The organism is Rhodococcus sp. 5G237 (assembly GCF_053764735.1).
Window position 1 is genome coordinate 189,314 of record NZ_JBSNCD010000010.1, and the last position, 18,540, is coordinate 207,853.

General features: G+C 66.0%; 1 protein-coding gene (running past one end of the window). It reads right to left on the reverse strand.

Features of this window, described 5'->3' with window-relative positions; genetic code table 11:
• Positions 1 to 18,540, reverse strand: partial view of a non-ribosomal peptide synthase/polyketide synthase gene (locus ACWPOC_RS22390; RefSeq protein WP_455409355.1) — the 3' portion only. The gene runs 21,489 nt beyond the window's last position; the window shows 18,540 of its 40,029 coding nt (coding positions 21,490–40,029); the start codon falls outside the window, past its right edge; it ends in the stop codon at positions 1 to 3.

Genomic DNA, 18,540 nt, shown 5'->3' on the forward strand with positions numbered 1-18,540 from the left:
TCAGCTCTCCCGCGCGGAGAGCACCGCGTCGAGCACGGGCACGATGACGTCGAGCGCGTCGGGTGAGGTCATCTGCCAGTGCGTCGCCGGCACCTGATGGTTGTCGACGGCACCCGTCACAGCCGCGTCCCATCCGGACGCGCCTCGGGTTCCGGTCGGGTCGTCGGCTGCCGCGGTGAAGTAGACGATGTCGCCGTCGTACGTCCCCGGCCGATGCTCAGTCATCAACTCGGAGTTCCGCTGTGCCGCCGCGACCAGCCTGGTCACCACGCGTCTCGTGTCGTCCTCGGTGTTGCCGGTGAGTGAAGCGACGGACGTGACGAGGTCGTCGACGTCCTCGGCACCGGCTGCGGCCGCGTCGTCGATTCCGAATCCGGCGAGCAGCTCTCTCATCGACACATCGCTCGACTCGCCGGTCCGTGCACCGTTGCCGGCGAAGCTGTCGAGCATCACCAACGTGTCGACCTGTTGTCCCTCCGCTTGCAGACGCACAGCCATCGCGTGGGCGATCACGCCGCCGAGCGACCAGCCGAACAACCGGTACGGCCCCTCGGGCTGCACGGTCCGCAATTCGTCGACGTAACGCGCCGCGAGTTCGTCGAGGGTGGCGGGTTCGAAGTCGTCCTCGGTGACGGCCGGGGTCTGCAGACCGTAGACGGGCGCGTCGTGATCGAGCTGACGTGCGAGAGCGGTGTAGCACCACGACAATCCGACGATCGGGTGGACGAAGAACAGCGGCGTACCCGCGCCCTGCATCCGGATCGGCAGGACCGGAACCACGGATTCTTCGACGTCACCGGCACTTTCACGATCGATGAGTGCCGCGAGTCCTTCGACACCGGGTTCCCGGAACAGCCACTGCAGAGGTACTCGCGTCGGGAGCTCCGCATTCAACCGGGAGACGAGCTTGGTGGCCACCAGGGAATTGCCGCCGAGTCCGAAGAAATCGTCGTCCAGGCCCACCTGCTCGACACCGAGCACCTCGGCGAACACTGCAGCGACAGCCTGTTCGAGATCGGTGATCGGGTTCCGGAACTCGCGCTCCTCGACAACCGGATCCGGAAGCGCCCGCCTGTCCAGCTTGCCGTTCGGCAACAACGGCAACGCCTCGAGCACGACAATCTGCGACGGCACCATGTACCCCGGCAGAACCTCACCCATTGCGGACCTCAAGGCCCGAACGTCGAGGTCTCCGGACGGCACTACGTACCCAACCAACTGATCGGAGACGACGGCTACTGCACCCGCAGCCACCCCGGACTGCGCGCGCAGCACCGCTTCGATCTCACCGAGCTCGATGCGTTGACCACGCACCTTCACTTGCAGATCGTTTCGACCGACGTACTCGAGCTCTCCATCGCGCGTCCATCGAACGAGGTCGCCGGTCCGGTACAACCGCTCCCCCGACCCGCCGAACGGATTCGCCACGAACCGATCGGCCGTCAACTGCGGGCGGGCCGCATAACCGCGCGCAAGCTGGGCACCAGACAGATACAACTCTCCGACGACACCGACCGGCACCGGCGTCAGTCGCGTGTCGAGGACCCAGGCATCGGTGTTCCACACAGGCCGGCCAATCGGGACGTACGAACCGTCCACGGTGACCGCGCTGCGATGCGTCGCCTGAACGGTGACCTCGGTCGGCCCGTACAGATTGTGTACCTCCGCACCGAGCACGGTTCGCACCCGCGCCGCCGTGGAGGCGGCCAGCGCCTCACCACCGGCGAACACCAACCGCATCGACGACGATGAACCGTCGATCTCGTCGAGTACGGCGTCGAGCACCGTCGGCACGAACTGTGCCACCGTGACACCCGCATCGGTCATGACGTCGGCCAGGTATGCCGGATCGCGATGACCGTCCGCACTCGCAATCACCATTCGGGCACCGGAAGTGAATGGCCACAGCAATTCCCACACCGACGCGTCGAACGTCGCCGGGGTCTTGAGCAGGACCACATCGGATGCCGTCAACGTGAAAGTGTCCTGCATCCACACCAACTGGTTGACCAAAGCCCCGTGTGACACCGTCACACCCTTCGGCCGACCGGTCGAACCCGATGTGAACAGCACGTAGGCAGCATTGGCAGACCGAAGCGGCGAGAGACGTTCACTGTTCTCGATCTGCCCGGGCGCGTATCCGGAGAGGTCGAGTCCATCGAGGGTCACCACCGAACGGCCCCATCGATGGTTTCCACCCGAGGCGGTCAACACCAGCAGCGGATCGGCCGTGTCCAGCACGTACTCGATTCGGTCGTCCGGTTGCTCCGGATCGATCGGCACGTATGCGCCGCCTGCCGCGAGCACCGCATGAATGGCGAGCACCATGTCGAGCGAACGGTCCATCGCCACGGCGACACGCACTTCGGGACCCACGCCGGCAGAGATGAGGTGCCGGGCAAGCTTGCTCACCAGGCCCCGGAACTCCGCATAAGTGATTTCATCTCCGCCGACGGATACCGCCACCGCACCGGGTGTCCGTTCGGACTGCGCAGCAATCAGATCCGAAAGGACTCCGCTCACCGGCACCGCGTCCCCGTGACCGAGCGAGACAAGCCGTTCGTGCTCGCCGACGAGAGAGAGGTCGACGTCTCCGACCGGCTTCGACGGGTCCTCGACCGCACCGGACAGCACACGCTCGAATCGCTTCGCGAAGCCGACCATTGTCGCCTCGTCGAACAGATCGGTCGCATACGTCAGCGCGACCGCCATACCCACAGTCTCACCGCGGTCGTCGAACCGCTCCGAAACGGTGACCTGTAGGTCGAACTTCGCCAACGACACATCCGCATCGATCGCCGACAACGACAGACCCGGCAACTCGAACCGAGTCGGCGCCATGTTCTGCATCGTCAACATCACCTGGAACAACGGATTCCACGCGGTCGACCGAACCGGGTCCAGCACCTCGACCAGCTGCTCGAACGGCACGTCCGCATGCCCGAACGCACCCAGGTCGACCTCACGCACCCGACCGAGTAGATCTCCGAACGACTCGGAGGAATCGATCTGCGTACGCAGCACGAGCGTGTTGACGAACATGCCGATCAGATCGTCCAGAGCACGCTCACCACGACCCGCCACCGGCGTACCGATCGCGATGTCACCCGTGCCAGCCAACCGAGCCAACAGCACTGCCAGGGCTGCATGCACCACCATGAAACGGGTGACCCCGTGTTCGGCAGTCAGTGCGTCGAGACCGGCCAGAGATGCCGGGTCGAGCACGAACTCGTGCGTCGCACCCCGGTTCGAGGCCACCGCCGGACGTGGTCGGTCCGTCGGAAGCGCAAGTACATCAGGAAGATCTGCCAGTTGTTCCGTCCAGTACGACAACTGTCGCGAGATCAAAGATCCCGAATCGGAGACGGATCCGAGGACCCGACGTTGCCAGAGAGCGTAGTCCGCGTACTGAACCTCGAGCGGCTCCCATGCCGGGATCTCCCCCGCAGCACGGGCCGCGTACGCCACCATCACATCGCGAGACAGCGGTCCCATCGAGAAACCGTCCGCCGCGATGTGGTGCACCACCACGGCCAGCACATGCTCGGTCTCCGAGAGCTGCAGCAATTCGATCCGCAGCGGCGGCGCCACCGTCACGTCGAATCCGGTACTCACCGATGTGACGACCCGATCGAACACCTCCGCCTCGGAAACGCGCACCACCTCGAGCGCGACTCCGGCGTCCTCGACGCCGAGCACGATCTGACGCCCCGCACCGTCGACCTCCGGATACACCGTCCGCAGGATCTCGTGCCGCTCCACCAGATCCACCACCGCAGCCCGCAACGCCTCGACATCGAGCACGCCCGACAACCGGATCACCGCCGGGATGTTGTTCACCGCCGACTCGGGATCGAACCGGTTCAGGAACCACATCCGCTGCTGCGCCAACGACAACGGCACCACCGCAGGTCGCTCCTGCGCGACCAGCGGAACAGCAGTACCGGTACCGGCCGCTTCTTCGAGGCGCGCCGCGAGCGCTGCAACCGTCGGCGCATCGAACAGCACGCGCAGTGGCACACGCGACTCCAGTGCCTGTCCCAGGCGTGCAACCACACGGGTCGCGACCAGGGAATTGCCACCGAGAGCGAAGAAGTCGTCGTCGAGACCGGCCTGTTCGACTCCCAGCACCTCGGCGAACACCGACGCCACGGTCTGCTCGACATCGGTGACCGGAGCCCGGAACTCACGTGCCTCGAGCACCGGTTCGGGCAGTGCCCGACGATCGAGCTTGCCGGAGGCGTTGAGCGGCAGTGCGTCGAGCACCATCATCACGTCCGGCACCATGTACGCCGGCAGACGATCTGACGCGGAACGGCGCAGTTCGTCCGTATCCAGATTCTCCTGCGAAGCGGTCAGGTACGCGACCAGACGATCGTGCGTCACCACGACAGCAGCCGACGACACACGCGGATCGTCCCGCAGTACCGCCTCGATCTCACCGAGTTCGATACGCAGACCGCGCAGCTTGACCTGGAAGTCGCTGCGTCCGATGTACTCGAGCACGCCGGACGCATTCCAGCGCACGACGTCTCCCGTGCGATACAGGCGTGCGCGCTCGGTGAAGGGATTCGCGACGAACCGTTCCGCTGTCAGATCCGGACGCTCGACGTAACCCCGAGCGATCTGGACGCCGGACAGATACAGCTCTCCCGGGACCCCCGGAGGAACCATCCTCAGCCGGTTGTCGAGCACGTAGACCTGCGAATTCCGCACCGGTGTACCGATCGGAACGATCGCCTCGTCACCGGAGAGTTCGATCTCGGTGGCGTGGACGGTGAATTCCGTCGGCCCGTACAGGTTGTGGACGGCCGTACCAGGAAGCGCCGCGCGCAAGCGGGTCACCGTCCGGGCGGGAAGTGCCTCGCCGGCGACGAGCACCGCACGCAGCGAAGCGCACGATCCTTCAGAAAGCTCGGCCACGAACACATCGAGCATCGACGGCACGAACGACACCATCGACACCGCGTGTTCGTCGATGACCGATGCAAGATATGCAGGGTCGCGGTGTCCGTCGGGAGCAGCAATGACGAGTTGTGCTCCCCTGCTCGGAGGACCGAACAACTCCCACACCGACACGTCGAACGTGAACGGTGTCTTGAGCAGGACGACGTCCTCGGCACCGATGTCGAAACGATCGCTGATCCAGTCGATCTGGTTGAGCATCGCCTCGTGGGTGACGGCGACACCCTTCGGACGTCCGGTCGAGCCCGACGTGAAAATCACGTACGCGGTGTTCCGAGCCCGGAGAGGGGCACGACGTTCCCTGTCACCGATCGGCAGATCACTCCACTGCGAGACGTCGAGTTCGTCGAGGCACACCACGGGTGCGGAGTTCGGCAGTGCGTTCGCGTCCCGGCGAGTGGTGAGCACGAGGATCGGGTTCGCGACGTCGAGCAGGTACGCGATGCGGTCGGCCGGGTGTTCCGGATCGATCGGGACATATGCGCCACCGGCTCGGAGGATCGCGTACATCCCTACGAGCATGTCGACCGAACGTGGTACGGCGAGGCCGACCAACGTGTCGGGTCCGACACCGCGAGCGATCAGCTCACGGGCGAGTCGGTTGATCCGCGCACCGAACTCGCGGTACGTGAGCGCTCCGTCGTGGCACATGAGGGCCGTGGCATCGGGTGTGCGCAGGACCTGACGGTCGAACGGGTCGAGCACCGTCTCGCCGTCGATGCTCCGATCTTCTGTCGCGTGTGTGAGCAGTCGGGACTTCTCTTCCGAGGAGAGGAGTTCGATGTCTCCGACCACCACGGATTCGTCGCCGGCTGCCGCCAGCACGCGCTGGAATCGCTCGGCGATCGATTCGACGGTCGCTGCGTCGAACAGATCGGTGGCATAGCCGAATTCGACGAGCCATCCACCTTCGGGTTGCTCGACGACGGTCACCTGCAGATCGAACTTGGCGAGTTGCGCGTCGGCTTCGAGTGCGGACAACGACAGTCCGGGCAGTTCGAAGCTCGTCTGTTCGAAGTTCTGGAAGACGAGCATCACCTGGAACAGCGGATTGCGCGCGGCCGAGCGCGCGGGGTCGAGCACCTCGACGAGCCGCTCGAACGGTGCTTCCGCGTGACCGAAGGCGCCCAGGTCGGCGTCGCGCACGCGATCGAGCAGTTCGGCGAAGGACTCACCACTGTCGACCCGAGTGCGCAGCACCAAGGTGTTGACGAACATGCCGATCAGGTCGTCGAGGGCGCGCTCACCGCGACCCGCCACCGGCGTGCCGATCGCGATGTCGTCGGTGCCCGACAGCCGTGCGAGCAGGACGGCCAGTGCACCGTGCACCACCATGAACGGAGTGAGGCCACGATCGCGGGCGAGTTCGTCGATACCCGCACGCACCGAACCATCGACGGTCAGGGTGTGCCGGCCACCGCCGTACGAGGCGACCGGCGGACGCGGACGGTCGAGGGGCAGCGGTAGTTCGTCGGGCAATCCCTGCAGCGTGTCCGTCCAGTACGACAGCTGCTGCGAGATCAAGGACTTGGGGTCGGTTTCGGATCCGAGTACTCGGCGTTGCCAGATCGCGTAGTCCGCGTACTGCACCTCGAGGGGCGCCCATGCCGGGAGCTCACCCGCCGACCGCGCCGCATACGCCACCATCACGTCACGAGACAACGGACCCATCGAGAAGCCGTCCGCAGCAATGTGATGCACCACGACGACGAGCACGTGCTCGGTCTCCGACACCTGCAGCAACTCGATCTGCAGTGGAGGCGTCACCGTCACATCGAATCCCGTGCCCACAGACGCGATGACATGGTCGAACACTTCGGCGTCGGAGACCTTCACGACCTCCAATTCGACACCGGCTTCTCCGACACCGAGCACGACCTGGTGACCGACACCGTCGGCCTCCGGATACACCGTCCTCAGGACCTCGTGCCGCTCGATCAGGTCCGCTACCGCAGCCCGCAACGCATCGACATCGAGTGCGCCCGACAACCGAATCACGGCAGGGATGTTGTTCACCGCGGAGTCGGGTTCCAGGCGGTTCAGGAACCACATCCGCTGCTGTGCCAACGACAACGGCACCATCTCAGGTCGCTCCTGCGCCACCAGCGGAACGGAAATGCCGCTGCCCATCTCCCGAGTGACCAGCGCAGCAAAATCCTCGACCGCGGGCGCGTCGAACAAGTTACGCAGCGGAACACGCGTACCGAGCGCTTCACCCAGACGCGCCACGACCCGGGTTGCCACCAGCGAATTGCCGCCGAGGGTAAAGAAGTCGTCGTCCAGACCCACCTGCTCGACACCGAGCACCTCGGCGAACACCGCGGCCACTGCCTGTTCCACGGAGGACGAAGGAGCCCGGAACTCACGCTCCTCGGCCACAGGCTCCGGCAACGCCCGTCGATCCAGCTTGCCGTTCGGCAACAACGGCAACGCCTCGAGCACGACGAACTGTGACGGCACCATGTAAGCCGGCAACGACTCACCGAGCGATGCCCGCAGCGACTGAATATCGAGGGTTCCGATCGGCACGACGTAGCCGATCAACCGATCCGACACCACAGCCACCGCACCCGCAGTCACCCCGGACTGCGCCCGTAGCACCGCTTCGATTTCACCGAGCTCGATGCGCTGGCCACGCACCTTCACCTGCAGATCGTTTCGGCCGACGTACTCGAGCTCTCCGACACGGGTCCAGCGAACCAGGTCGCCGGTGCGATACAACCGCTCCCCTGCCATCCCGAACGGGTTCGCCACGAACCGATCGGCCGTCAGCTGCGGACGAGCCGCGTATCCGCGCGCGAGCTGAGCACCGGACAGATACAACTCTCCGACCACACCGACCGGCACCGGCGTCAGTCGCGTGTCGAGGACCCAGGCATCGGTGTTCCACACGGGCCGGCCGATCGGGACGTACGAACCGTCCACTTCGTCCGCGACACGGTGCGTGGCCTGCACCGTGACCTCCGTGGGCCCGTACAGATTGTGCACTTCCGCACCGAACACGGTTCGCACCCGCGCCGCCGTGGAGGCGGCCAGCGCCTCACCACCGGCGAACACCAACCGCACCGACGACGCCGCCGCACCGTCGATCTCGTCGAGCACCGCGTCGAGCACCGTCGGCACGAACTGTGCCACCGTGACACCCGCATCGGTCATGACGCCGGCGAGGTATACCGGATCGCGATGACCGTCTGCACTCGCAATCACCATTTGCGCACCGGAAATGAACGGCCACAGCAATTCCCACACCGACGCGTCGAACGTCGCGGGAGTCTTGAGCAGCACCACATCGGACGCCGTCAGAGCGAAGCGGTCCTGCATCCACAACAACTGGTTGACCACGGCCCCATGGGAGACCGTCACGCCCTTCGGGCGACCGGTCGAGCCCGAGGTGAACAACACATAGGCCGTATTGCCGGGTCGCAACGGCGCACGCCGTTCACTGTTCTCGATCGGACCCGATGCATATCCGGATAGATCGAGTACATCGAGGGCCACACCCGGACGATCCCAGCGGTGGTTCTCACCCGACCGGGTCAGGACCAGAAGAGGATCTGCCGTGTTCAGCACGTACCCGATGCGGTCATCCGGCTGCTCCGGGTCGATCGGCACATACGCACCGCCCGCCGCTAGTACCGCATGGATCGCGAGCACCATGTCGAGCGAGCGGTCCATCGCCACCGCGACCCGCACCTCGGGACCCACACCCGCCGAGATCAGGTACCGGGCCAACCGGCCTACCCGATCCCCGAACTGCGCATAGGTGAACTCGTCGCCCACGACCGACACCGCCGCAGTATCCGGCGTCCGTTCCACCTGCGCAGCAATCAGATCCGTGAGCACTTCACTCGTCGGCGCCACGTCCCCGCGCCCGAAGGCGAGAAGCTGTTCGCGTTCGTCGGCGAGGAACAGGTCGACGTCCCCGACCGGCATCGACGGATCCGCGACCCCACCGGACAACACCCGCACGAATCGCTCGGCGAAACCGACCATTGTCGCCTCGTCGAACAGGTCCGTGGCATAGGTCAGCGCGACCGCCATCCCCGCAGACTCGCCGCCGTCGTCGAACTGCTCCGCCAGCGTCACCTGCAGATCGAACTTCGCCAACGCCACATCCGCATCCACCGCGGACAGCGACAGATCCGGCAGTTCGAACCGAGTCGGCGCCATGTTCTGCATCGTCAACATCACCTGGAACAACGGATTCCACGCGGTCGAGCGAACCGGATCGAGCACCTCCACCAGTCGCTCGAACGGCACATCAGCGTTGCCGAAGGCACCCAGATCCACCTCACGCACACGACCGAGCAGATCCGTGAACGACTCGGAGGAATCGACCTGTGTGCGCAGCACGAGCGTGTTGACGAACATGCCGATCAAGTCATCGAGGGCACGCTCACCACGACCCGCCACCGGCGTACCGATCGCAATGTCATCCGTGCCCGACAATCGAGCCAACAACACAGCGAGGGCTGCGTGCACCACCATGAAGCGAGTCAGTCCGAGCGATGCTGCCAGTGAATCGATTCCGGACACCACGTCGGATCCGAGAACGAAATGGCGTGTGGCGCCCAGGTTCGATGCCACCGCCGGACGCGGCCGATCCGCGGGAAGGTCGAGAACATCGGGTGCCCCGGTCAACTGCTCGGTCCAGTACGCGACCTGCCGTGCGATGACGGACTCGGGGTCGTCCTCGGAACCCAGCACCTGTCGTTGCCACAGCGCGTAATCGGCGTACTGCACTTCGAGAGGTTGCCAGGACGGAGCCTCACCCACCGACCGCGCGGCGTACGCGATCATGACGTCCCGCGCCAACGGTCCCATCGAGAAGCCGTCTGCAGCAATGTGGTGCACCACCACGACGAGCACATGCTCGGTCTCCGACATCCGAAGGAGCCGAACGCGCACGGGGGGTGCGACTGCGACGTCGAAACCGCCGGTCACGTACTCCGCAACGGTGGCGAGCACGTCCCGCTCGTCGACGGATTCCGCGACGAGATCCAACCCGGCCTCGGCCGTCGGCACGACGATCTGGACGCCGACGCCGTCGATATCCGGATAGTAGGTCCGCAGGATCTCGTGACGGGTGACGACGTCACCGACGGCATGCGACAGCGCCCCGACATCGAGTGCGCCGGTCAGGCGAATGGCCACCGGGATGTTGTTCACTGCCGACTCCGGATCGAACCGGTTCAGGAACCACATCCGCTGCTGCGCGAGGGAAAGCGGAACCCGTTCGGGCCGCGGCTGAGGCACCAGCGGCGCAACTCCTCCGCTCCCGGCGTGGGTCTCGATGGCCCGGGCGAACTCCTCGACCGTGGAAGCTTCGAACAGCGTTCGTACCGGCACCCGGGCATCCACGACAGCACTGACACGCGAGACGACCTGGGTTGCGATCAACGAGTTGCCGCCGAGCGCGAAGAAGTCGTCGTCCGCTCCGATCTTCTCGATTCCGAGGACCTCACCGAACACCTGCGCCACCGTCTGCTCGGTGACGGTCGCCGGAGCACGGAACGCCTTCGTCTCGAAGACCGGAGCGGGCAACGCCTTCCGGTCGAGCTTGCCCGACGCGTTGAGCGGGAACTCCGCCAGGACCATGAAGGCGCCCGGAATCATGTACGTCGGCAGGGCCGTCTCCGCATGCTCCCTCAGAGCATCCGCTGTTACATCCGCGCCGGTGGCCGGCACGACGTAGGCGACGAGCTGGTCACCGGTCGCGCCGGAGACCACCAACACAGCAGCGTTGATGACCGAATCATGATCGAGCAGTACTGCTTCGATCTCGCCGAGTTCGATCCGTTGCCCGCGGAACTTGACCTGGAAATCCGTGCGGCCGAGGTAGTCGAGTTCACCACGCGCGGTCCAGTACACCAGGTCGCCGGTGCGATACATACGCTCGCCGGGCACGAACGGGTTGGCGACGAAGCGATCCGAGGTGAGATCGACGCGGCCGTGATATCCGCGTGCCAACTGGTCACCTGCGAGATACAACTCGCCCGGGACACCGGTGGGCACCGGACGTAGACGCGAATCCAGCACGTACGCCTGGGAATTCCACTGCGGCAGACCGATCGGGACGCTGCCGTCGTCACCGGGTTCGGCCCGCCGGTACGTGATCGAGACGGCAGCTTCGGTCGGCCCGTACAGGTTGTGGAGTCCTGCGGGGCTGAGCTCCCCGAATGCCTTCGCGGTCGCGGCAGGCAACGCCTCACCGATGACGAACACATCCCGGAGTGTCGCCACATCCCGAGCATCGACGGACGATACGAACACCGACAACATCGACGGAACGAAGTCGGTGATCGTCACTCCACACTCGCGAATAGTGCGCGCGAGGTACTCGGGATCGCGGTGACCGTCCGGCGTCGCCACGACCAGCATTGCGCCGGCTCGGAGCGGCAGGAAGAAGCCCCACAACGAGACGTCGAAGGTGGTGGCGGTCTTCTGCAGGTACACATCCGATTCGTCGAAGGCGTACTCGTGCTCCATCCATGCCATCTGGTTGGCGATGGCGCCGTGCGACACCGTCACGCCCTTCGGCTTACCGGTGGAACCCGACGTGAAGATCACGTACGCACTGTTCTCGGGGTGCACGGTCGGTCGATCGAACGGCGTGCCGAACCGATCCGTGTCGTCGAGGTCGTCGAGGTGCAGAACGAGCCTGTCACCCGTCGCGGTGAAGTCGTCGCGGTGCGTCGTGAGTACGACGAGTGGATCGGCGGCGTCGAGGATGTAGGCGACACGGTCGAGCGGGTGGTCCGGATCGACGGGCACGTAGGCACCGCCTGCGCGCAGCACCGCGTACATGCCGATCACCAGCTCGACGGACCTGCGCATGGCCAACGCGACCCGCGTCTCGGGGACGACACCGAGAGCGACCAGGCGCTGAGCGACGGCGTCGACACGCGCGTCGAATTCGGCGTAGGTGAGTTCTTCGCCTTCGAAGATCACCGCCACGGCGTGGGGAGACGCCACAACACGCGCGTCGAACCCGTCGAGCAGCAGGTGGTGGTCGATGCGCCGCTCGGTCCGGTTCGGTTCGACGACCATGCGCTGTTGCTCCTGTGCGCTGAGCACCGGCAGGTCGCCGACCGCGGTGTTCGGAGCGGCGGTGGCGGCGTCGAATATGCGGAGGAAGCGTTCGGCAAGGGACCGAACGGTCTCGTCGTCGAAGAGGTCCACCGCATAGTTGATCGCGACATCGGAACCGCCGTTCTCGGCTGTCGCCACGGTGAACTGGAGGTCGAACTTCGCCGTGGTCACGTCGACGTCGACGGGTTCGATCGCCAGATTCTCGAGCTCGAGAGCACCCGACGTCATGTTCTGGAAGAACAGCGCCACTTGGAACAGCGGATGCCATGCCTGCGAGCGAACGGGATCGATGATCTCGACGAGCCGCTCGAACGGAAGGTCGGCATGCGCGAAGGCACCGAGGTCGACGTCTTTGACCCGGCCGAGGAGATCGGCGAACGACTCTCCCTCCTCGAGGACGGTGCGGAGCACGAGGGTGTTGACGAACATGCCGATGAGGTCGTCGAGTTCGGCAGCGCCACGCCCTGCGACCGGAGTACCGATGGTGATGTCGTCGGTTCCGGACATGCGTGCCAGCAGTACCGCGAGCACCGAGTGGACCACCATGAACGGGGTGGCGCCGTGCTCGACAGCGAGCCGTTCGAGTGCCTGCTGCTGCTGTTGCGACCAGCCGAAACGGTATTCGGCACCGCGTGTCGAGGCGACGGCCGGCCTGGGGCGGTCGGTCGGCAGGGCAGAGACCTCCGGGAGGTCCGCCAGTGTCGTGCGCCAGTACTCGGCCTGGGCAGTCGCGACCGAGGACGGATCGTCCTCGGAGCCGAGGACCCGACGTTGCCAGATCGCGTAATCCGCGTACTGCACCTCGAGCGGCTCCCACGCCGGGACCTCTCCGGCCGACCGGGCCGCATACGCCACCATCACATCGCGAGACAACGGGCCCATCGAGAAACCGTCCGCCGCGATGTGGTGCACCACCACGACCAGCACATGCTCGGTCTCCGAGACCTGCAACAGTTCGATCCGCAGCGGCGGCGCGACCGTCACATCGAAGCCGGTACTCACCGCGGCGACGACCCTATCGAAGGCCTCGGTCTCGGAGACCTCCACGACCTTCAGTTCGATACCTGCATCGTCGAGGCCGAGCACGACCTGGCGACCGACACCGTCGATCTCCGGGTACGCCGTCCGCAGGATCTCGTGCCGCTCGACCAGATCCGTCACCGCGGCCCGCAGTGCATCGACATCGAGCACGCCCGTCAGCCGGATCACAGCGGGAATGTTGTTCACCGCCGACTCGGGATCGAACCGGTTCAGGAACCACATCCGCTGCTGCGCCAACGACAACGGCACCACCTCGGGCCGCTCCTGCGCGACGAGCGGAACGACAGCGCCGGAACCGGACTCACCTTCGAGCCGCGCGGCGAGGCCTTCCACGTTCGACGCGTCGAACAACGCACGCAGCGGCACACGCATGTCGAGAGCGGCACCGAGCCTGGACACGACCTGCGTCGCCACCAGCGAGTTGCCACCCAGTGCGAAGAAGTCGTCGTCCAACCCGACCTGCTCGACTCCGAGCACCTCGGCGAATACCGAAGCCACTGCATGCTCGACCGCCGTCACAGGGGCACGGAACTCCCGATCCTCGATCTCGGGGGAAGGCAACGCCTTTCGATCCAGTTTCCCGGATGCATTGAGCGGAAACGAGTCCAGCACGACGAAGTGCGTGGGCACCATGTACGACGGCAACAGTTCGCCGAGCACTCCGCGAAGGTGCGCGGGATCGATGTCCCCTGCGGGAATGATGTAGCCGACCAACTGATCCGATCGCACGTCGACCGCCGCGGCCGCAACGTGGTCCAGGCTCCGCAGCACCGCTTCGATCTCACCGATCTCGATACGCTGACCCCGGAGCTTGACCTGCAGGTCGTTCCGGCCGATGTACTCGAGTTCACCGTCGCGGTTCCACCGGACGAGATCGCCGGTGCGATAGAGCCTCTCGCCACTGTCACCGGTGGGATCGGCCACGAAACGCTCGGCGGTCAGTCCCGCGCGTCCCTCGTATCCTCGCGCGACCTGCACACCCGACAGATACAACTCACCCGTCACGCCCATGGGCGCGGGCCGCAGGCGCGCGTCCAACACACGCGCGCACGTATTCCATACGGTCGCACCGATAGGCACCACAACACCGTCGCCATCGCGCGCGACACGGTGGGTCGCCTGGATCGTCACCTCGGTCGGGCCGTAGAGGTTGTGTATCTCCGCACCGAACGTTGCGCGGGAACGCTCGGCGGTCGCCGCCTGCAATGCCTCGCCGCCGGCGAACACCGCACGCAGCGCCGGGGTCGGCGCCGTCGCCTCGTCGAGCACGGCATCGAGCACCGTCGGCACGAACTGTGCGATGGTGATGTCGAAGTCCACCAACGCGTGAGCGAGATACGCAGGGTCCCGGTGTCCGTCGCGTGAGGCGATGACGAGTCGGGCACCCGACATCAGTGGCAGCAGGAACTCCCACACCGACGCGTCGAAGGTCGCGGGGGTTTTGAGCAGGACGGCGTCCGAGGACTCGACGGCGAAGCGGTCCTGCATCCATGCGAGTTGGTTGACCACTGCCGCATGTGTGACCGCCACACCCTTGGGCCGACCCGTCGAACCCGAGGTGAACAGCACATATGCAGTGTTCTGCGGACGCAGAGGTGAACGACGATCGGCGTCCACGACAGGCGCGCCGGACACACCGGAGGTGATCGGTTCGTCCACGCGGACGACGGTCCGTCCCACACCGATGTCGTGACGTGAGGTCGTCAGCACCACCTGCGGATCGGCCGTGGCGAGCACGTAGTCGTTGCGCTCTGCCGGCTGCTCCGGATCGATCGGAACATACGCACCACCGGCCGCGAGCACGGCGTAGATGCTCAGCACCAGATCCAGCGAGCGTTCCATCGCCACCGCGACACGCACTTCCGGCCCCACACCGAGGGAGATCAGGTGTCGCGCGAGACGGTTCACATGACCGGCGAACTCCGCGTAGGTGAGGCTTTCGCCCTGGTACACGAGGGCTACCGCGTCGGGCGAAGCCGCGGCCTGCGACGAGAACCTGTCCGGCAGCGTGGCGGCACCCGGGACGACGCGGTCGGAGCCGCGACCGAGGCCGCGAAGCGTTTCGTACTCGGCAGGGCTCGACCGGTCGAGATCCCCGACGGGCACGGACGGATCCGCCACTGCGGCATCGAGGATCCGGACCAGACGGTCGGCGATACCCCGCACCGTCCGTTCGTCGAAGAGTTCGGTGGCGTAGGTGAGTTCACACGCCAGTCCGGACGGGCGACCGGCGTGGTCGGCGGACTCGAAGAGCGTGAACTGGAGGTCGCCCTTCGCCTGGTCGAGCGGTGCTTCGACCGGAGAGATCGTCACCCCACCGAGTTCGAACGTCGACGGTGCCATGTTCTGCAGGGTGAGCAGCACCTGATACAACGGGTTCCGCGAGCGAGAACGCGGCGGGTTGAGGACCTCGACGAGTTGCTCGAACGGCACGTCGGCGTGTCCGAAGGCACCCAGATCGAGATCTCGGATCCGGGCGAGAAGATCGCTGAACGATTCCCCACCGTCGACCCGGGCGCGCAGCACGAGCGTGTTGACGAACATGCCGATCAGGTTTTCGAGTTCGGCCTCGGCGCGACCGGCGATCGGTGTACCGACGACGATGTCGTCGGTGTTGCTCGACCTCGCGAGCTCCACGGTCAGGGCTGCGTGCAGCACCATGAACAACGTCGCGTTGTGTTCCCGCCCGAGCCGCACGAGCGCTTCGTGCAGCTCAGCGGGAACGGTGAAGCGGTAGGCCGCACCGTGATTGGAGGCTTCGACCGGACGCGGCCGGTCGAACGGAAGAGTCAGCTCGTCCGGGGCGCCGGCCAGGGACGCCGTCCAGTACTCCAACTGCTGCGAGATCACACTGTCGGGATCGTTCTCCGAACCCAGGTTCTCCCGCTGCCACAGTGCATAGTCGGCGTACTGGATCGGCAGCGGTGCCCAACCGGGTGCGTGCCCTTCGACCCGTGCGGCGTAGGCGATCATCACGTCACGGGTCAACGGCCCGATGGAGTAGCCGTCGGCGGCGATGTGGTGCACCGCGAACACGAGCACGAACTCCGTCGGAGCCACACGGAACAACGCGCCGCGCAGCGGGACCTGCGTGGTGACGTCGAACCCGGCGGTCACCACTTCTGCGACGTCCCCGAGGACCGCATCTTCGTCGACGTCTCTCGGCGCCAGGTCGACATGGACGTCCTCGATCGGCAGCACCCGCTGGTAGCCAGTGCCGTCGATCTCCGGGTAGATGGTCCGCAGGATCTCGTGGCGAGCGACGAGGTCGTTCACCGCTGCCTGCAGAGCCTCGACGTCCAGTGCCCCGGACAACCGGAGTGCGGCCGGGATGTTGTACGCGGCGGAGTCGGGATCGAACCGGTTGAGGAACCACATGCGCTGCTGTGCGGGCAGCAGCGGAACCAGGTCGGGCCGGGCCATCGGGATCAACGGACGACGTTCGCCTCGCCCCGCGTGTTCGGCTGCCGACGCCAGCGCGGCGACCGTCGACGCCTCGAAGACGGTACGAACGGGGATCTTCGTTCCGAGGGCCGCACCGACACGCGCCGCCACGCGTGTCGCGACCAGCGAGTTGCCGCCGAGTTCGAAGAAGTCGTCGTCGAGGCCCGCGCGTTCGATCCCGAGAACATCGGCGAAGACGTCCGCGACGGCCTGCTCGGCCGGTGTCGTGGGGGAGCGGAACTCACGTGCTTCGAATTCCGGCTGCGGCAAAGATTTCCGGTCCACCTTGCCGGACGGGTTGAGCGGCATCTGCGGCAGGACCATCACCGTCGACGGCACCATGTAGCCCGGGACGCGCCGGCCGACAGTGGTCTTGAGATCGTCGATGTCGATCGTGGTTCCGTCCTCGGCGACGACGTACGCGACCAGCTGGTCGCCGCGCAACGCATCGGTACGGACGAGTGCGACGGCCTGACGGACGTTCGGATGCGCCGCGACGGCAGCCTCGACCTCGCCGAGTTCGATACGCAGACCTCGGAGCTTGACCTGGAAGTCGGTGCGGCCGATGTAGTGCAGTTCGCCCGACGATGTCCTGCGCACGAGATCGCCCGTCCGGTACATGCGAGTGCCGGCGGGACCGTACGGGTCGGCCAGGAATCGTTCGGACGTGAGGTCCGGGCGCGCGATGTAACCGCGGCCGAGCTGGGCCCCGGCCAGGTACAGCTCACCCGCGACACCATCGGGGACGGGCTGCAGCCACTGGTCCAGGACGTAGGCGGCGACGTTGCCCTGCGCCGCACCCACCGGCACCGATCCCGGGTCCGCGGCGTCGAGAACGTGGCGCGTGATCGACAGGGTGAACTCGGTGGGACCGTACTCGTTGGACAGCTCCGCGTGTTCGTTCCGCGCGCGGAATGCGCGGGCGAGTCCCGGTGTGAACACCTCACCGCTGCAGTACACCTGTCTCAGTGACGCCAGGTCCGTGTCGCGCGCGACGGCAAGCACCTCGGACAACACCGACGGGACGAAGTAGGACGAGGTCACGCCGTGTTCGGCGATCGCGGACGCGAGGTACTGCGGATCGCGATGACCGTCCGGAGCGGCGATGACGAGTCGCGCACCCACGGTCAGCGGCCACCAGAATTCGCGTCCCGACGCGTCGAAGGTGAACGGTGTCTTCTGCAGGACGGTGTCGTTCTCATCCAGTCGGTAGGCGTCCTGGCGCCATGCCAACGCCACGGCCACGCGGCCGTGTGGAATAGCGACGCCCTTGGGACGGCCGGTGGAACCGGACGTGAAGATCACCCAGGCCGTGTTGTCCGGGAGCAGAGGGTGCCGACGTTCGGAGTCCGTGACCGGGTCACTCGCCACGTGGCGAAGATCGAGCGTGTCGACGGCCAGGGACCGGATGCTGTCCGGTACCGGGAAGCCGTCGCGCTCGGTCGTGAGGATGACGACGGGGTCGGTGACCTCGAGGACGTACTCGTTGCGCGCGGCGGGCAGATCGGGGTCGATCGGTACGTAGGCACCGCCGGCCTTGACCGTCGCGTACATCGCGACCAGAAGGTCCAGCGACCGTGCCATCGCAAGACCCACCGTGGTCTCCGGACCGACGCCCACCTCGATGAGGTGACGCGCCAGACGGTTCACCTCGGCGTCGAACTCTGCGTAGGTCAGAGTCCGGTCGCCGGCAATCACGGCCACCACGTCGGGTGTGCGGGCGACCTGCGCGTCGAACAGGTCGACAAGGGTCTTGTCGGCGACGGGAACGAAGGCATCCTCGTGGCCGGGCGTCAGCAGTCGCGCGCGCTCGGCACGGTCGAGGATTTCGATGTCGCCGACTCGACGTGCGGGCTCGGCCGTGACCGCGGTCAGCACCCGCGTGAGACGCTCCGCCCAGGTCACGATCGTCGACTCGTCGAACAGATCTGTCGCGTAGGTGAACTCCGCTGTCAGGCCGGCGGATTGTCCTGCACCGTCGTAGGACTCCCCCACGGT